The organism is Euzebya sp., from assembly GCF_964222135.1.
Taxonomy (GTDB): domain Bacteria; phylum Actinomycetota; class Nitriliruptoria; order Euzebyales; family Euzebyaceae; genus Euzebya.
Genome location: NZ_CAXQBR010000094.1, coordinates 152,533 through 168,849 on the forward strand (window position 1 = coordinate 152,533; position 16,317 = coordinate 168,849).

The 16,317-nt window shown below is 74.4% G+C and carries 16 protein-coding genes; 8 read left to right on the top strand and 8 right to left on the bottom strand.

Features of this window, described 5'->3' with window-relative positions; all coding sequences use genetic code 11:
* Nucleotides 1–63 precede the first annotated feature (63 nt).
* The 3 genes from ACEQ2X_RS21005 to ACEQ2X_RS21015 are packed head-to-tail and all read right to left on the bottom strand — an operon-like array spanning nt 64 to nt 4,096.
* The gene (locus ACEQ2X_RS21005) at nt 64–2,349 is read right to left on the bottom strand and encodes an excinuclease ABC subunit UvrA (protein WP_370327832.1); all 2,286 of its coding nucleotides are present in this window, start codon (nt 2,347–2,349) and stop codon (nt 64–66) included.
* Entirely contained in the window at nt 2,349–3,107 is a 759-nt protein-coding gene (locus ACEQ2X_RS21010; RefSeq protein ID WP_370327833.1) for an ABC transporter permease, read from the bottom strand. The genes ACEQ2X_RS21005 and ACEQ2X_RS21010 overlap by 1 nt, the downstream gene beginning before the upstream one ends.
* The gene (locus ACEQ2X_RS21015; protein WP_370327834.1) at nt 3,104–4,096 is read right to left on the bottom strand and encodes an ATP-binding cassette domain-containing protein; all 993 of its coding nucleotides are present in this window, start codon (nt 4,094–4,096) and stop codon (nt 3,104–3,106) included. Before ACEQ2X_RS21015 ends, ACEQ2X_RS21010 begins: the two co-directional genes overlap by 4 nt.
* A gap of 153 nt (nt 4,097–4,249) precedes the next feature.
* On the opposite strand from ACEQ2X_RS21015, the gene ACEQ2X_RS21020 reads away from it, so the two are divergent.
* The gene (locus tag ACEQ2X_RS21020) at nt 4,250–4,993 is read left to right on the top strand and encodes a TetR/AcrR family transcriptional regulator (protein ID WP_370327835.1); all 744 of its coding nucleotides are present in this window, start codon (nt 4,250–4,252) and stop codon (nt 4,991–4,993) included.
* Here ACEQ2X_RS21020 and ACEQ2X_RS21025 read toward each other — a convergent pair.
* Together ACEQ2X_RS21025 and ACEQ2X_RS21030 are read right to left on the bottom strand one after the other, a co-directional pair.
* A complete protein-coding gene (locus ACEQ2X_RS21025; RefSeq protein ID WP_370327836.1) occupies nt 4,990–5,772 on the bottom strand; it encodes a lysophospholipid acyltransferase family protein in 783 nt (260 codons plus the stop codon). The two genes, ACEQ2X_RS21020 and ACEQ2X_RS21025, sit on opposite strands and share 4 nt — an antisense overlap.
* 1 nt (nt 5,773) lies before the next feature.
* On the bottom strand, nt 5,774–6,670 hold the full coding sequence (locus ACEQ2X_RS21030; protein ID WP_370327837.1) for a glycosyltransferase family 2 protein: 897 nt from the start codon (nt 6,668–6,670) through the stop codon (nt 5,774–5,776).
* A gap of 20 nt (nt 6,671–6,690) precedes the next feature.
* On the opposite strand from ACEQ2X_RS21030, the gene ACEQ2X_RS21035 reads away from it, so the two are divergent.
* Nucleotides 6,691–7,455: a sulfotransferase gene (locus ACEQ2X_RS21035; RefSeq protein ID WP_370327838.1), complete on the top strand. Its 765-nt coding sequence runs from the start codon at nt 6,691–6,693 to the stop codon at nt 7,453–7,455.
* An 8-nt stretch (nt 7,456–7,463) separates the two neighbouring features.
* Here ACEQ2X_RS21035 and ACEQ2X_RS21040 read toward each other — a convergent pair whose 3' ends face one another.
* Both ACEQ2X_RS21040 and ACEQ2X_RS21045 read right to left on the bottom strand, forming a co-directional pair.
* A complete protein-coding gene (locus tag ACEQ2X_RS21040) occupies nt 7,464–8,207 on the bottom strand; it encodes a Stf0 family sulfotransferase (protein WP_370327839.1) in 744 nt (247 codons plus the stop codon).
* A complete protein-coding gene (locus tag ACEQ2X_RS21045) occupies nt 8,207–9,268 on the bottom strand; it encodes a glycosyltransferase (RefSeq protein ID WP_370327840.1) in 1,062 nt (353 codons plus the stop codon). The genes ACEQ2X_RS21040 and ACEQ2X_RS21045 overlap by 1 nt, the downstream gene beginning before the upstream one ends.
* Before the next feature lie 236 nt (nt 9,269–9,504).
* On the opposite strand from ACEQ2X_RS21045, the gene ACEQ2X_RS21050 reads away from it, so the two are divergent.
* Nucleotides 9,505–10,554: a glycosyltransferase gene (locus tag ACEQ2X_RS21050; RefSeq protein ID WP_370327841.1), complete on the top strand. Its 1,050-nt coding sequence runs from the start codon at nt 9,505–9,507 to the stop codon at nt 10,552–10,554.
* Nucleotides 10,551–11,615, top strand: coding sequence for a glycosyltransferase (locus ACEQ2X_RS21055; RefSeq protein WP_370327842.1), 1,065 nt, complete (start codon nt 10,551–10,553; stop codon nt 11,613–11,615). Before ACEQ2X_RS21050 ends, ACEQ2X_RS21055 begins: the two co-directional genes overlap by 4 nt.
* A 59-nt stretch (nt 11,616–11,674) precedes the next feature.
* Here the strand turns inward: ACEQ2X_RS21055 and ACEQ2X_RS21060 are convergent, their stop codons facing one another.
* Entirely contained in the window at nt 11,675–12,541 is an 867-nt protein-coding gene (locus ACEQ2X_RS21060; RefSeq protein WP_370327843.1) for an Fpg/Nei family DNA glycosylase, read from the bottom strand.
* Nucleotides 12,542–12,705: 164 nt separating this feature from the next.
* Between ACEQ2X_RS21060 and ACEQ2X_RS21065 the strand changes: the two genes are divergently transcribed.
* The 4 genes from ACEQ2X_RS21065 to ACEQ2X_RS21080 all read left to right on the top strand — a co-directional run bounded on the left by ACEQ2X_RS21065 (nt 12,706) and on the right by ACEQ2X_RS21080 (nt 16,292).
* The gene (locus ACEQ2X_RS21065; protein ID WP_370327844.1) at nt 12,706–12,915 is read left to right on the top strand and encodes a hypothetical protein; all 210 of its coding nucleotides are present in this window, start codon (nt 12,706–12,708) and stop codon (nt 12,913–12,915) included.
* A 46-nt stretch (nt 12,916–12,961) separates the two neighbouring features.
* Nucleotides 12,962–13,996, top strand: coding sequence for an FKBP-type peptidyl-prolyl cis-trans isomerase (locus tag ACEQ2X_RS21070; protein ID WP_370327845.1), 1,035 nt, complete (start codon nt 12,962–12,964; stop codon nt 13,994–13,996).
* A 21-nt stretch (nt 13,997–14,017) separates the two neighbouring features.
* Entirely contained in the window at nt 14,018–14,413 is a 396-nt protein-coding gene (locus tag ACEQ2X_RS21075; RefSeq protein ID WP_370327846.1) for an FKBP-type peptidyl-prolyl cis-trans isomerase, read from the top strand.
* Nucleotides 14,414–14,516: 103 nt separating this feature from the next.
* Entirely contained in the window at nt 14,517–16,292 is a 1,776-nt protein-coding gene (locus ACEQ2X_RS21080; RefSeq protein ID WP_370327847.1) for an N-acetylglutaminylglutamine amidotransferase, read from the top strand.
* The last annotated feature ends 25 nt before the right edge of the window (nt 16,293–16,317 follow it).

Below are 16,317 nucleotides of genomic sequence, written 5' to 3' on the forward strand. Positions count from 1 at the left end.
GGCCTCGGCGGTCCAGCTCGGGTGGCGCCTCGCCGGAGCGGCTGGTCAGAGGGGTGGCGCAGCTCAGCCCACCCCGGCCGTCGCCCTCGCGTCACGCCGGACCGCGTCGGCGGTGTGGGACTCCTGGCACTCGAGCAGCGCCGCCGGGGTCCCGGTGAACACGACCCGCCCGCCGGCGCTGCCTCCCTCGGGGCCGAGGTCGATGATCCAGTCGGCCCGTCGGATCACGTCGAGGTCGTGCTCGATCACGATGACGGTGCCGCCCGCGTCGACGAGCCGGTCGAGCACCCCGAGCAGGCGCTCGACGTCCGCCATGTGCAACCCGGTCGTCGGCTCGTCGAGCACGGTGGTCCGCCCGTCCCCGCCCAGCTCCATCGCCAGCTTGACCCGCTGCGCCTCGCCGCCCGACAGCGTCGTCAGGGGCTGGCCGAGGGTGAGGTAGTCCACACCGACGTCGACCAGCGCCTGCAGCGTGCGGGCGACCGACCGGCGGCCGGCGAAGAAGCCCAGCGCCTCGGCGCACGTCATCTCGAGCACGTCCGCGATCGTCGCGCCGTCCAGGGTGTGGACCAGCACGTCGTCGGCGAACCGCCGGCCGCGGCACAGCTCGCAGGTCGCCGTCATCGGATCCATGAACGCGAGGTCGGTGTAGATGACGCCGAGGCCCTGGCACTCCTCGCACGCACCCTCGGAGTTCGCGCTGAACAGCGACGGGCTGACCCCGTTCGCCGTCGCGAACGCCTTGCGGATCGGGTCCAGGATCCCGGGGTAGGTGGCGGTGTTGGACCGCCGGTTCGTCGAGACCGGCGACTGGTCCACGACCAGGGCGTCGGGGTGGCGGCGGAGGAGCTCGCCGTGCACCAGCGAGCTCTTGCCCGACCCCGCCACGCCGGTCACGACGGTCAGGACCCCGGTGGGGAAGGCCACGTCGACGTCGCAGAGGTTGTGGAGGGTCGCCCCCTCGACGGCCAGCCAGCCGGTCGGGGTCCGCACGGCGTCCTTGATGGCCAGGTGGCGGTCCATGTGGGTGCCGGTCGGCGTCGCCGCGGACGGCAGGCGCGACGGCGGCCCCTCGAACACCACGTGCCCGCCGGCAGCGCCGGCACCCGGACCCATGTCGATCACGTGGTCCGCGGCGAGGATCACGTCGCGGTCGTGCTCGACGACCAGCACGGTGTTGCCCTTGTCGCGCAGCGCACCGAGCAGCGCCGTCAGCCGTGTCACGTCGCGGGCGTGCAAGCCGATGCTCGGCTCGTCGAACACGTACAGCATGTCCGTGAGGCTGCTGGCGAGGTGGCGGACCATCTTGATCCGCTGCGACTCCCCGCCCGACAGGGTCGCGGTGGGCCGGTCCAGGGTGATGTAGCCGAGGCCGATCTCGACCAGGTCCTCGACCCGCGTGCGGAGCGCCTCGAGGACCGGGGTGACCGCCGGCGGCAGGTCGAAGCCGGCCAGGGCCCCCGCGAGGCGCGTGGCCTCCAGCGACGACAGCTCGGCGATGCCGTACCCGCACACGCGGGCGGCCCGGGCGGCGGCGTTCAGCCGTGACCCGCCGCAGTCCTCGCAGGGGACGGCGGTGGTGAACCGCTCCGCAGCGGCCCTGGTGCGCTCGGACATGTCCGTGGTGTCGCGCTGGAGGTAGAGGCGGCGGAACTTCGCCACCGCGCCCTCGTAGGACAGGTTCATCTCCGCGCCGTTGACCGCCGTCGACACCTTGCCCTCGACGCGGTGCAGCAGGGCGTCGAGCTCGTCGTCGCCGTACTCGCCCAGCGGCTTGTCCGGATCGAACAACCCGGACTGCAGGTACACGTCGAGCATCCACCCGCCGGGCTTGAACATCGGGTGGCGCAGCGCGCCGTCCGCGAGGGACCGGGACCGGTCGACGAACGCGTCGAGGTCGACGCCGCGGACCTCGCCGATCCCCTCACAGGTCGGGCACATGCCCTGGGGGAGGTTGAAGCTGAACGCGTGCGCGTAGCCGACGTGGGGCTCGCCCGCGCGGCTGAAGAGCAGGCGCAGCACCGGCGCGATGTCGGTAATCGTCCCGACCGTGGAGCGGGCCCCGCCGACCAGGCGCTTCTGGTCGACGACGATCGCCGCGGACAGGTCCTCGATCAGGTCGACGTCGGGGTGGCCGTAGCTCGGGAGGAAGTTCCGCGCGAACGCGGTGAACGTCTCGTTCAGCTGGCGTTGGGCCTCCGCCGCGATGGTGTCGAAGACCAGGGACGACTTGCCCGACCCGGACACGCCGGTGACGACGGTCAGCGCCTGCTTGGGGACCGCGACGGTGACGTCGGCCAGGTTGTGCTCCCTGGCCCCGGTCACGCGGATGGCGGAGCGCGCGGCCATCAGCGATCCACCGCCCCGGCCATGCCGCGGGTGACGAGGACGACGCCGATGGCGGCGAGGCCCGCGGCGGTGGCCAGCCCGACCGCGACGTCGCCGCCGACCTCGCCCGCGAACGCCGCGCGCATCCCGTCGACGACCCACGTCAGCGGGTTGATCCTGCCGACGGCCTGCATCCAGCCCGGTCCGGTGTCCAGGGGGAGCATCATCCCGGACAGGAACAGCAGCGGGAAGACCAGGCTGGACTGCACCGTGTAGAAGATCTCGTGCTTGCCCCCCGAGGCGATCGCGAGCGCGTCGGACAGCGTGCCGGCGGCCACGCCCAGCAGCACCAGCCCGACGAACCCGAGCAGCGCGCCCACCGGGTGCAGCTCGAAGCCGAAGGGGACGACGACCGCCACGATCAGGAGGCCCTGGACGACCAGCTCGGCGACGGCCTTGAGGGCTCGGCCGACGGCGATCGCGTGGCGGCTCATCGGCGTGACGAGCAACCGCTCGTGGGATCCGGTGGCCATGTCGGTGAGCAGCGAGTAGCCGATGTTGGCGGTCCAGAACAGCGCCAGCATCACCAGGACCGAGGGGACGAACCACTGCCACGCGCTGGCGCCCGGCACCTCGGCGACGCCGCTGAGGAGGGGACCGAACAGCGCCAGGAACACGAGGGGCTGGAAGACCGCGAACAGCAGGCCGGCGGGCTCGCGCAGACCCGGCAGGGACTCGCGCCAGAAGACCGTCCAGACGTCGTCTGCGACCCGGGTCACGCCGCCACCTCCTCGACCTCGGCCGTGCCGATCGTCTCCTCCCGCAGGCTGCGCCCGCTGAGGGACAGGAACACGTCGTCGAGCGTCGGTCGCTCGACGACCGCGCGCGCCACCTCGATGCCGCGCCGGGCCAGGTGCTGCAGGAACCCGGCCAGCACCTCGTCGCCCGCGGTCGCCCGCAGCGACAGCTCGGTGCCGTCGACCGCGCACGTCCCGTCGCCGGCCAGCTCGCGGCCCAGGGTCGCCGCGGCGTCCACGTCGTCCGGCGAGGAGAGCCCGACGGTGATCCGGTCGCCGGCCAGGTCGGCCTTGAGCCGGGCTGGTGCGTCGTCGGCGATCACCTGCCCGTCATCGACGACCACGACCCGCTCGGCCATCAGGTCCGCCTCCTCCAGGTAGTGGGTGGTCAGGAGGATGGTCATGCCGCTCGCACGGCGCACCTCGGCGATGTGGCCCCACAGGTTCGCGCGGCTCTGCGGGTCGAGCCCGGTCGACGGCTCGTCGAGGAACAGCAGGGAGGGGTGGTGGACCAACCCCATGGCGACGTCGACCCGACGGCGCTGACCACCCGACAGCGTCTGGCCCTTCCGCGTGAGCAGGGCGCCGAGGGAGAAGGCGTCCGCCAGCTCGGCGACGCGTCGTCGTCCGTCCGACCCACGCAGCCCGTAGGCGCGGCACTGGCTCATCAGCTCGTCGTCGACGCGCTGGTACAGCCCGGCGGCGTTGCCCTGGCCGACGTAGCCGATGCGGCGGCGGACGGCGGCCGGCTCGGTGCGGACGTCCTGGCCGACGACCGTCGCCGTCCCGCCGCTGGGGCGCAGCAGCGTCGTCAGCATCCGGATGAGGGTGGTCTTGCCGGCGCCGTTCGGCCCCAGCACCGCGACCAGCTCCCCGTCGTCCACGTCGAGGTCGATGCCCCTGACGGCCTCGACCTCCTCCGACCGCGCCGGTCGGAACGTCCGCGACAGCGCGCGTGCGGTGATCATCATCGGGACGGTCTCCCTCCTCGAGGTCCTCGATCGCGCCATCACGAGCGCGACCATTCTTGACGTCACGACCGTACACCGTACCGTATGGTGTACGATTGTGCTGCAGGAACTCCCGGCCAGCCGGCCGGATAGCATCCGACGCCTCAGGACCCCATGGCGACCGATCCGGACTACCCCGACCACACCCGCGTGCTGCAGCTCCTGTGGCGGGGTGAGGAGAAGCCGTCACCGCGAACGGGGCTGACCGCCGGGCGGGTCGTGGCCGCCGCCGTGGCCGTGGCGGACGAGGCGGGGCTCGGGGCCCTGTCGATGCGGCGCGTCGCCGAGCGCCTCGGTGTGGGCACGATGTCGCTGTACACCTACGTCCCCGGTCGCGCCGAGCTGATCCCGCTCATGGTCGACGAGGTGATGGGCGAGCTGCCGGTGGTCACCGAGCACGAGGGCTGGCGGCACGCGCTCGAGTCCGTCGCCGACGGCTGGTGGGCGGCCTACCGCCGTCACCCCTGGCTCCTCGAGGTCCCGGTGACGCGGCCCGTCCTCGGCCCTCACGCGTTCGACCGCTACGAGGCCGAGCTCCGCATCATCGATGGGCTGGGGCTCAGCGACGTCGAGATGAACGCCGCGGTCGAGCTCGTCCGCAGCCACGTGGTCGGCAGCGCGCGCCGGGCGATCGAGATCGCCCGCGACGCCGAGCGGAGCGGCATCAGCGACGACCAGTGGTGGTTCAGCGTCCTGCCGACCCTCGAGCGGGTGACCGCCGGCCGCGAGTACCCCGTCGCCGGCCGGGTGGGGGCCACGATCGCGGCTCCGCACTCCGACCCGCGTGACGACCTGGCGTTCGGGCTGGCGCGGATCCTCGACGGCCTGGAGCTGCTGATCAGCTCCCGCCGCGGCTAGTCCGACCCCAGCTCGGCCTGGCGTCGACGCCGGCGCGCCTCCTCCTCGCGGGCCAGCAGCGCGAGGCCCTCCTGCACGGTCGGGGCGGTCCCGCCGAGGTGGGCCGGCACCCACCAGCGGTCCTCCGGTCCCGACGGCGCCTGCGGGTACGCGGCCGTGGACGCCTCGACGAGGTGCATGACCTGCTGCCAGGCGCGCGCCGTCAGCTGCCGCGGGTCCTCGGACCCCTCGGCGATGATCGGCGCGCCGAACCGCACCGTCTGGACGACCCGCCGCGTGTAGAACGCGTTGCGCCCCTTGGTGATGATGCGCTGCCCGCCCCAGAGCGCGACGGGGACGAGGGGGACGCTCGCCTCGACGGCGATGCGGGCCGCGCCCGGCCGCGGGGGTGCGGGGACGAACGAGGGCGAGATGGTCCCCTCGGCGAAGACGCAGACCGCCCCGCCGCGCCGCAGGACCCCGACGGCCGCCCCGACGGCGTCGCCGGCCAGGCCGCCCCGGTCGACCTCGATCTGGTCGCTCCAGCGGCCGAGGGGGCCGAGCACCGGGTGCTGGAACACCTCGCGCTTGCCGAGGAACGACAGGCGTCGGCCGTGTCTGGCCGCGGCGATCGCGAGGTAGAGGGGGTCCACGTGGCTGACGTGGTTGGCCACCAGCACGACGGGCCCGGTGCGAGGCAGCAGGTGGCCGCCCACCACCTCGACCCGCCAGCCCATCACGCGGTAGAGCAACCGGGCGGTGGCGACCAGCAGGCCGTACACCACCGATGCGCGCGTCACGTCAGCCATCATCGCCGATCTCGCGGAACGGGCGCGCGATCGTCTGCCGCGCCGCCTCCACCTCCTCCGGCGTCGGGTCGCGGAGGACCACCACGTCGTCGCCCGCCCGCTCGATGAGCCCGAGGTCGGCGAAGCCGTCGAGCCACCCGCCCATCGGCCACCACCCCCAGCGCCGGTGGAACGTCCGGGCGTTCTCGAGGGTCGCCCGGAACTGCTGCAGCGGCGGCTCGAAGGTGTCGTGGTGCTGGTGGTACACGTCCGCGCCGTGCACCAGGAGCAGCGGCACCCCGGCAGCCCGGGCGGTGAACGCGAGGTCGGTGTCCTCCCCGGCGTAGCCGTGGTAGCCGTCGGCGAACCCGCCCAGGCGGTCGAACGTCGCGCGCCGCAGGCCGAGGCACAGGCCCCACACGAGCTCGTAGCGGTCGCTGCGGACCCACCCGTCCGCGGGCGGCTCCTCCCGGGCGGGGTGGCGACGGGACGCGGCGCGCAGGCCCGCCTCGTCGGCGGGGACCTCGTCGAGCGGCGGGAGGTACCGCACGTCGCCGATGCACACCGCGTCCTCGGCGGCCAGCGCGTCGGCGAACGCCGCGACGCAGGACGCCGCGGGGATGCAGTCGGCGTCCATGAACACGATCGCCTCGGATGTCGCGGCCGCCGCGGTCGCGTTCCGGGCCGTCGAGTACGGGATCCGCTCGTCGGGCACGTCGAGGGGGATGATGCGCACGTCGAAGGGCAGCGCGGGATCGATCACCGCGCGCGGGTCCTCGCCGCCGGCGTGGGCGACGACGACCTCGGCCGGCCACGTCGTGCCGCGGGCGAACCCGTCGAGCATCGCCGCGAGCATCGCGTTGCGGTTGCGCACCAGGGTGCAGGCGCTGAGGGGGGCCGTGTCGGTCATGGGCGTAGGATCCGGGGTCGGTGGCTGGCGACGGGACACAGGTGGGTGGGCGACGGGACGTGCTCGTCCTCGGGCCGCCGCGGAGCGGCACGAGCATGCTGGCCGGCCTGCTCGCCCACAGCGGGTGGGCGGTCAACGGCGACCTGCTGCCGCCGACGCCCGCGAACCCCCGGGGGTTCTTCGAGTCCTCGGCGGTCAACACCCTGAACGACGACCTCCTCGAACCCCACCTCGCGCGCAGCGCCGTCCCGGTGGCTCGCCGTCACGCGTGGCTGGCCGCGCTGCCGGCGCCGCTCGACCTGACCCCGTCGCCGGCGGTGCGGACGCGCATCGCGGAGACCGTCCCGCCGTCGCCGTTCGTGGTCAAGGACCCCCGGCTCACGATGACGCTGCCGGCGTGGGTCGACGCCCTCGACGGCGTCGCGCTGATCGCCATCGTGCGGCACCCGGCTGCGGTCGTGGACAGCCTGCTCCGGGAGGTCGCCCGCGACGTCGAGTACTACGAGGGGCTGGCCCTCGACGCCGAGCGGGCCTTCGTCGTCTGGCAGTGCCTGGCCGATCACCTCATCGCCCACGCCGAAGCCCACGACATCACCGTGCTGGTCCACGAGGAGCTGGTGTCCGACGGGATCCGGTCGGCCCTCGGCCGCCTGGCGACGGCCGTCGGCGGCGGGATCGACTCCGGGTTCGTCGAGCGCGGTCTGCGCCGGTCCACCCCGGACCGCGCGCTGCCCGGCGACGTCGCCGAGCGCCACGCCGCGCTCCTCGACCTGGCGGTCCGCTGAGGGGACGGTCACACCCCGCACGCCGCACAGCCCCCCGCGTCCGCCGCCCAGCGCGCAGCGACCTCCTCGTTGACCTCGTCGCGCTGCGGGCGCAGGTCGGTGGTCGGCGACGTGCCCCGCAGGTCCGCGCCCACCGCGGCCGCGACCCGCTCGACCAGGACGAGGGGGTCGGGCGCCCACTCCTCGTAGGTGGCCGCGAACCACGGCAGGCCGTCGGCGGCCAGCCGGTCGCGCCACCGGGCCTCCTCGGCGTGCTTGCGGTCGTGCAGCACCCCGATGCGCCCGAGGTCCGCCGACGCGGGGTCCGGCCCCTCCGCCGGGGGTCGGTCGGACGACCAGGCGCCCGTCACCTCGGCGCGCCACTGCGAGACCGCGGCCGCGACCTTGTCACGCCGCGTCAGGAGCACCGCGTGCGGGCGCGGGAGGGCGTGCAGGCCGCGCCCGGCCGTCACGCGGTCCAGGGTTCCCAGCTGGTCGGCCATCACCTTCGCCGCGAAGACCCCGTTCGGGCTGGTGCCGTCCACCGCCGCCCGCTCGAGGAAGGTCGCGTCGTCCACGTCAGCGGGCAGGCCCCACGCCCGGACGAACGCCGACCGGGCGTCGTCGAGGAAGTACTCCTTGGGGTGGCCGAGGCGACCCGTCGTGGTCAGCAGGTCGCACAGGACCGTCGAGCCCACCCGCTGGGAGCCGCAGAGCACGATCGAGCGGTCGGGACGCGTGGTGCCCCGGACACGCCGCTCGGCGGTGCGCATCAGGCCGCCACCGCGCCGGCACGGTGGATCAGGTCCGCGTACAGGGCGGGGTGGCGACGCGCGATCGCCAGGCGCTGGGCCGCCCGCTGGCCAGGCGTGGGCGGTCGTGGCCGGCCGTGGGCGCGCACCGCGTCGATCGCCGCCGCCAGGTCGGCGGGGTCGGGACCGACACCGCGACGGCGGACGCCGACCACCCGCGGCGGCGGGTGCTGGTCGGCGACCGCGAGGTCGTCGGGGACGACGACCGCCGTGCCCACGTCGACGCAGGCCTCGGCCCACCCCGAGTGCGTCCCGCCCACGTAGGGCAGGACCGCCACGTCGATGGCCATCAGGTAGCGCCACAGGACACCGTCCGGCACGTAGCCCATCACGCGCACCTCGACGCGGGGGTGACCGGCCAGCCGGCTGACGCGGCGGGCGAGGTCCGGGTCCTCTCGCGCGAGGCCCGGCCTGACGTCGACCCGGAGCCGCACGTCGGCGCGGTCCGCGATCACCTCGAGGACGGCCTGGAGCGTCGGCCACACATCCATCCCCGCGCGGTTGTCCTTGCAGTGCACCCCGACGACGACCTCGCCGGCGGGCCGCTGCGGCCGTCGCGCCGCGGCGGCCGCGGTCCGCAGGTCGACGACGTGGGGGTGGGGGATGACCGTCGCGTCGCGGCCCCACCGCCTGCGGATGCGGTCCGACGCGCGTCCGGTCAGCGTCACGACCGCGTCCGCGCGGGCCATCAGCACGTCGAGCTGGCGACGGTGGCGCGCCTGGTCCTCGAGGTGCGGGTTCTCGAGGTCGTGGGCGGTGTAGACGAGCGGGATCCCGTGGCGGTGCAGAGCGGCGAGCCACGCCTCGACCTGGTCGTCCGGCACGTCGCCGAAGCCGAAGTGCACGTGGAACACGTCCAGCTCGTCGGCGTGCGCGTCGACCCAGCGCGCATCCATCACCTGCGCGGCGCGGTACCCCCGGTCCGGCGTGGCGACGTGGGTCACCGGGACCGCGGGGTGCAGGAGGTGCCGGGTGTAGCTGTGCCGGCGTGGCGCGGACGCCACGGTGATCCGCGATGGCATGCGCTACCCCTTGCCGCCCAGCTGGTCTCGTACACCGGCTCCGTCCGGTCGACCGGACGGTTTGGGGATGAGGTCCGCGGGGCTAGGACATCGGTGCTGTCCGGACGCCCGGCCCCCGCGCAGGACACGCACACCCACCGCACGCCCGACCGCCGCGCCCGGGCCGTCCGCAGAGGAACCCGTCCGATGTGCACCGCCACCCTCGACCGCACGCCGCCCCCACCGGGTGGGGCGTGATGCGCATCGCCCTGATCGCGAGCGTGCGGCACGGCCTCCGCGCGCCGCACGCCGGCGGGCTGGAGCGCCACACCGCCGACCTCTCCCGCGCGCTGCGCGACCAGGGCCACGAGGTGGCCGTCTACGCGAGCGGGGACTCCGACCCCGAGCTCCGGGTGACCCCCATCTGCCCCTCGGCCACCCGCCTCGACTTCTCCGATGCCGCGCGCGGGGACGTCTCGATGCTGTCGGACCGGTTCATGGACGAGCACCACGCCTACCTGAGCCTGATGCTCTCGCTGGCGGACGCCGACGTCGACGTCGTGCACGACAACTCCCTCCACTACCTCCCCGTCGCGATGGCGCGCACGCTGCGCGCCCCGGTCGTGAAGGTCCTCCACACCCCGCCGACGCCGTGGCTCGAGTCCGCGATCGCCCACCGCGACCGGTCGACCGTGCTCGTCAGCGTCTCCCACGCCAACGCCGCCACCTGGTCGACCCCCGTCGACGCGGTGATCCACAACGGGATCGACCTCGACCGGTTCCTCCCCGGCGCGGGCGGCGACGGCACCGCGGTGTGGGTCGGGCGCCTCGTGCCCGAGAAGGCCCCGCACGAGGCGCTGCGGGCCGCGCGGCTCGCCGACCTCGACCTCGCGGTCGTCGGACCCGCTCCGGATGCCGACTACTTCGCCCGCGAGGTGCGGCCGCTGCTCGACGATCGGCGCACGTGGCTCGGCCACCTCGACGGCGATGCGATCATCGCCCGGCTGCAGGCCGCCGACGTCGCCGTCGTGACGCCGGCGTGGGACGAGCCGTTCGGCCTCGTGGTCACCGAGGCGCTCGCGTGCGGCGTCCCCGTCGCCGGGTACGCGCGGGGTGCCCTGCCCGAGATCGTCACGCCGGACTGCGGCGTGCTCGTCCCGCCCGGCGACCTCCCGGGCCTGGCCCGGGCGCTGCGGCAGGCCATGGCCCTCGACCGGTCGGCGTGCCGGCGTCGCGCCGAGGCGCTCGGCTCGATCGACCGGATGGCGCGGTCCTACCTGCAGGTCTACGAGGCCGCCCTGACGTGATCGGCTGGTACGCCCACCACCACGGCCGCGGGCACCTCGCGCGGGCCCAGGCGGTGCGGCCGCACCTCCCCGGCCCCGTCACCACGTTCTCGAGCCGACCCGCTGAGGGGGTGGTGCCGCTGCCGCTCGACGTGGACCCGCCGCGCAGCCCCGCGTGCGCGTCGGCGGCGGAGCCGACGGCGTGGCACTACGCGCCCCTCGGGGTCGACGGCGTCAGGCGGCGGATGGGGCTCATGACCGCGTGGGTCGTCGAGCACGACCCGGCCGCGTTCGTGGTCGACGTGTCGGTGGAGGTCGCCGGGCTCATGCGCCTGCTGGGCATCCCCACCGTCGTCGTGCGCCAGCACGGGCGGCGGGACGACCTGCCGCACGAGCTCGCGTACCGCGACGCCCAGGTGCTGCTCGCCCCCTGGCCGCGAGCGCTCGAAGGCGACCGCACCCCGGACTGGGTCGTCGAGCGGACCAGCTACACCGGAGGCTTCTCACGCCACGACGGGCGCCCCGCGGACCGTGCCGCGTCGCGCCGGCGGCTCGGGGTGGCGGCCGAGGAGCAGGTGGTCGTGACCCTCGGGGGGGCCGGCGGCCACGACGCGTGGCCCATCGCCGCCACCGCGGCGGCGACGCCTGGCTGGCGCTGGGCCGTGCTGGGCCGTCACCTCCACCTGCCACCGGGGTTCGGTCCCGGGTGGGTGGACGACCCGTGGGACTGGCTGTGCGCCGCCGACGTCATCGTGACGCACGGTGGGCACAACGCGGTCATGGAGTGCGCCGCGGCCGGCACCCCCACCATCGTGATCCCCCAGGACCGGCCCTTCGACGAGCAGCGCGACAAGTGCCGGGCGCTGGCCCGCGAGGGGCTCGGCACGGTCCTCTCGACCTGGCCCGACCCCGACGGGTGGGACGACCTCCTCACCCGGACGGCGGCCGGCGGGTCGACGCTCGCACCGATCAGCGACGGCGGCGGTGCCCTCGTCGCCGCCCAGGTGATCAGCGACCTCGCCAGGCGCATGGGCGGGACGGACAGCGGGATCGGCGACCCCGGGGTGGCCGAGCCGGCCTGACCGAGCCGGCCTGATCGATCTGGCCGGCCGAGCGGAGGTCGGCAGGGGCCGCGGGCCCGTCAGCGCATCCGCGCCCGGTCCGGACCTGGCCCCTGGCACCGGGGGCACCAGTACGTGATGCGCGCGTGCTCACCCAACGCCGCCGACCGGATCGGCGTGCCGCAGCGCGGGCACGGCCGTCCGGCCTTGCCGTACACGAACACCCGATCCGAGCCGCGCCGCCCACCCCGCCGGACGTCCGCGGGACGTCGGGTGGTGATCCGCTGGGGGCCGCCGTGGGCCACGTTGGCGCGCAGCAGGTCGCTGGCGGTGGTCAGCAGCGCGGCGCGCACGTCCGGCGGCACGACCCCGACCGGCGTCCACGGGTCCACGCCGTGGATGAACAGGACCTCGTTCTTGTACACGTTCCCGACGCCCGCGAGGACCCGCTGGTCGAGGAGCGCCTCCCCGATCGCGGTGTCCGCTCGGGCCGCGAGCCTGGCCGCCGCCTCGTCGAGGTCCACCGGCCCGTCCGGCCCACCGGCCAGCGGGTCGGGTCCGAGGTCCCGCAGGGACGGGTGGGCGTCGACCTGCCCGCGGGACAGCAGCTCGATGACGGGTGCGTTGAAGCACACCGCGTCGACGGTCGCCGTCGACAGGACCAGGCGGGCCAGGTGGGCGGGCTTCCGCCACCGCGTGCCGGTCGGGTACAGGTGCCAGGACCCCGTCATGCGCATGTGGGTGTGCAGGGCCAGGTCCGACGGCGTGAACCAGCACAGCAGGTGCTTGCCGCGTGCCTCGACGGAGTCGACGGACTCGCCGACCAGCCGCTCGGGCAGCAGGCGCCGGACCTGGGGGACGGTGGTGCGGACCGCGGTGACGACCTCCCCCGCCAGCGCGTCGTGGAGCGACGCCGCGGCGCGGAAGATCGTGTCACCCTCGGGCACGCCGCCGCACGTCCTGCACGGCCTCAGCGTAGTCGCCGGCGACCGCCGACCCGGATGTGTCCGCTGCGCAACATCTTGCGAACAGTCCGTGCACCGCTGAGGTCTCGCGTGCGCCGGCCGATAGGGTGACCAGGACGTGAACCCTCCGCAGAAGGGGGACAGGCATGGAACGGACCCGCATCGACCGACGGGACCTCGGCCTGCGCGCACGCCGCCTGGCCCTCCGGGCCCGCGCCGACGACGCGGCCGCCGCCCCGCTGCGGTACACCGCCGGCGGTGGGGCCGACGTGGACGACGACGTGGTGGACCGCATCGACGCCGTCCTCGACGAGGTCGCGACCGGACAGCCGCACGGCGACCACGACACCACCTGACCGTCGTGGCGGCGGCCTCCGGGCCCCGTGCTAGCGTCACCCGCCTATGACCACCCACCTGCGCGGACGCCGCGCCGTGCTCGTGATCGTGGCGGTCCTGGCCCTGGTCCTCGCGGCCACGGCGTGTGCCGACGGCGGGACCGAGCTCGCCGCCGGGGCATCCGAGACCGCTCCCGACGTGTCTGTGGGCGAGGGGTCGGGTGGCGAGGAGCCGGGTGGCGAGGAATCGGGTGGTGCCGCCCCCGCGACCGGCGACGCGCACGGCGTGGAGGTCACCGGTGAGCGGGGTGCCGAGCCCGTCATCACCCTCACCGACGGCGTCGAGCCGCCCACCGAGCTGGTCGTGGTCGACCTGGCCGAGGGCGACGGCGAGGAGATCCCGCCCGACGCGACGGTCACGGTCGACTACGTCGGCGTCTCCTGGCTGAACGACGGCGAGGAGTTCGACTCGTCGTTCGACCGGGGCGAGCCGATCAGCTTCCCGCTCGACGGCGTGATCCAGGGGTGGGGCGAGGGCATCCCCGGCATGCGGGTCGGCGGGCGGCGGCTGCTGATCATCCCGCCCGACCTGGCCTACGGCGCCCAGCCGCCGAGGGATGCCATCGCCCCGGGCGACACCCTGGTGTTCGTGGTCGACGCGGTCGGGATCGTGCCGCCGGTCGAGCCGGTCGAGCCGACCGACGACACCATGGGCGTCGAGGTGGGGGGCGAGCCCGGCGCGGCGCCGCAGATCACGCTGCCCGACGCCGAGCCGCCGGCCGAGCTGGTCGTGGTCGACCTGGTGGAGGGGGACGGTGCGGAGGTGCCGCCCGGCGCGACGGTCACGACCCACTACACCGGCGTGTCGTGGCTCAACGGCGGGACCGAGTTCGACTCGTCCTTCGGTCGGGGCGAGCCGGCCACGTTCCCGCTCGACGGGGTGATCCCCGGCTGGACGCAGGGCATCCCGGGCATGCGGGTCGGCGGGCGGCGCCTGCTGATCATCCCGCCGGACCTGGCCTACGGCGACCAGCCGCCGACGGATGCCATCGCCCCGGGCGACACCCTCGTGTTCGTCATCGACCTGACCGACGTGCAGTAGCGACCCCAGAGGAGCACAGCCATGGCAGACGTGACCGTCGAGGGTGACCTCGGCTCGAAGCCCGCGATCACCGGACTCGACGGCGAGCCGCCGGCGGACCTGGTCATCACCGACCTCCACCCGGGGGAGGGGGAGGAGGCGCCGTCCGGCGCGACCGTGACCGTCCACTACGTCGGGGTGTCGTGGGCGAACGGCGGCAAGCAGTTCGACTCGTCGTGGGACCGCGGTGACACGATCTCCTTCGGGCTGCACCAGGTGATCGCCGGGTGGACCCAGGGCATCCCGGGCATGCGCGTCGGCGGCCGGCGGCTGCTGGTGATCCCCCCGCACCTCGGCTACGGTGCGCAGTCCCCGACGCCTGCGATCGCGGCGAACGACACGCTCGTCTTCGTGATCGACCTGGTGGCCGTCAGCTAGCGGCTGACAGGCGGTTAGCCCCCCGCGGCGGGGGGAACGACCCAACCGCCGGTCCTTGGTGACCGGACCTCGACAACGTCTCCTACCCGAGGGGTGCACACGCATGTGCGGATTCGCCGGAGAGCACCGCACCGACGGCCGCGAGGCCGATGACCGCGCCGTCGCGCGGATGGCCGCGACCATGGACGACCGCGGACCGGACGGCCAGGGCCTGCAGACCGCGCCCGGCGTGGCGATGGGCCACCGCCGCCTGCGGATCATCGACCTGACCGACGCCGGCGCCCAGCCGATGCGTCGCGACGACATGCTCATGGTCTTCAACGGCTGCATCTACAACTACCCGGAGCTGCGCCGGGAGCTGATCTCCCTCGGCTGGACCTTCACCTCCACGTCGGACACCGAGGTGATCATGGTCGGCTGGCGCCAGTGGGGCGAGGACCTGCTGGACCGGCTCCAGGGCATGTTCGCCTTCGCGCTGCACGACGAGCGGACCGGCCGCACGACGCTCGTCCGCGACCGGCTCGGCATCAAGCCCCTCTACACCGCCGAGACCCCCGGCGGGATCCGCTTCGCCTCCACCCTGCCGGCGCTGCTGGCCGGTGGCGGGGTGGACACGTCCATCGACACCGTGGCGCTGCACCACTACCTGACGTTCCACTCGGTGGTGCCGGCCCCGCGGACGATCATCACCGGGGTCCGCAAGGTCCCGCCGGCGACGATCACCCACATCGAGCGCGATGGCACCACCACGACCCGCCGGTGGTGGTCGGCGACGTGGTCGCGGCGCGAGGACCGCAGCGACTGGACCTCCGGCGACTGGGTCGACGCGACCCTGGACGTCATGCGGCGGGCGGTGACCCGGCGGCTGGTGGCCGACGTGCCGGTCGGCGTCCTCTTGAGCGGTGGCCTCGACTCCTCCCTCGTGGTGGGGCTGCTGGCCGAGGCCGGTCAGACCGGCCTCGCGACCTTCAGCGTCGGGTTCGGGGCGGTCCGGGGCGAGGCCGGGGACGAGTTCGAGTACTCCGACGTCATCGCCCGCGAGTTCGACACCAACCACCACCAGATCCGCGTGCCGGGCCAGCAGACGCTCGATGCCCTGACGCCGACGATCGCCGCGATGAACGAGCCGATGGTCAGCCACGACTGCGTCGGCTTCTTCCTGCTCAGCCAGGAGGTCGCGAAGAACATCAAGGTCGTGCAGTCCGGGCAGGGCGCCGACGAGCTGTTCGCGGGCTACCACTGGTACCCGCCGATGGCCGCCGTCGGACCCGACCAGGCGCTCGCGACCTACCGCGCGGCCTTCTTCGACCGCGACCACGAGGACATGGCCGACGTGGTGGCGCCGGACCACCTCCTCGACCACGACGCCTCCGGGCAGTTCGTCGCCGACCACTTCGCCCAGCCGGGCGCGGACTCCGCGCTCGACCGCGCGCTGCGCCTCGACGCCAACGTCATGCTGGTCGACGACCCGGTGAAGCGTGTCGACTCGATGACCATGGCCTGGGGGCTCGAGGCGCGCGTCCCGTTCCTCGACCACGAGGTCGTCGAGTTCGCCGCCTCCGCCCCGCCGGAGCTGCACCTCGAGGACGGCGGCAAGGGCCTGTTGAAGGCCGCTGGCCGCAAGGTGATCCCCAACGAGGTCATCGACCGGCCCAAGGGCTACTTCCCGGTGCCGGCGCTCAAGTACCTCGAGGGCGACGTGCTCGACCACGTCCGCGATGCCCTCACGAACGACGCCGCCCGCAGCCGGGGGCTGTTCCGCCGCGAGTACGTCGACCGGTTGTCGGCAGCGCCCAACGACGACCTCACCCCGCTGCGCGGCAACCGGCTGTGGCAGCTCGGCCTGCTCGAGCTGTGGTTGCAGACCCACGGGATCTGACGCCGGTGTCCGCCTCCCCCTCCGC

Excerpts from the sequence above, each read along its gene's own strand:
- ACEQ2X_RS21080 (WP_370327847.1), top strand. The coding sequence starts at position 14,517 with ATGTGCGGATTCGCCGGAGAGCACCGCACCGACGGCCGCGAGGCCGAT.
- ACEQ2X_RS21075 (WP_370327846.1), top strand. The coding sequence starts at position 14,018 with ATGGCAGACGTGACCGTCGAGGGTGACCTCGGCTCGAAGCCCGCGATC.
- ACEQ2X_RS21005 (WP_370327832.1), bottom strand. The coding sequence starts at position 2,349 with ATGGCCGCGCGCTCCGCCATCCGCGTGACCGGGGCCAGGGAGCACAAC.
- ACEQ2X_RS21015 (WP_370327834.1), bottom strand. The coding sequence starts at position 4,096 with ATGATGATCACCGCACGCGCGCTGTCGCGGACGTTCCGACCGGCGCGG.
- ACEQ2X_RS21065 (WP_370327844.1), top strand. The coding sequence starts at position 12,706 with ATGGAACGGACCCGCATCGACCGACGGGACCTCGGCCTGCGCGCACGC.
- ACEQ2X_RS21045 (WP_370327840.1), bottom strand. The coding sequence starts at position 9,268 with ATGCCATCGCGGATCACCGTGGCGTCCGCGCCACGCCGGCACAGCTAC.
- ACEQ2X_RS21040 (WP_370327839.1), bottom strand. The coding sequence starts at position 8,207 with ATGCGCACCGCCGAGCGGCGTGTCCGGGGCACCACGCGTCCCGACCGC.
- ACEQ2X_RS21030 (WP_370327837.1), bottom strand. The coding sequence starts at position 6,670 with ATGACCGACACGGCCCCCCTCAGCGCCTGCACCCTGGTGCGCAACCGC.
- ACEQ2X_RS21050 (WP_370327841.1), top strand. The coding sequence starts at position 9,505 with ATGCGCATCGCCCTGATCGCGAGCGTGCGGCACGGCCTCCGCGCGCCG.
- ACEQ2X_RS21070 (WP_370327845.1), top strand. The coding sequence starts at position 12,962 with ATGACCACCCACCTGCGCGGACGCCGCGCCGTGCTCGTGATCGTGGCG.
- ACEQ2X_RS21020 (WP_370327835.1), top strand. The coding sequence starts at position 4,250 with ATGGCGACCGATCCGGACTACCCCGACCACACCCGCGTGCTGCAGCTC.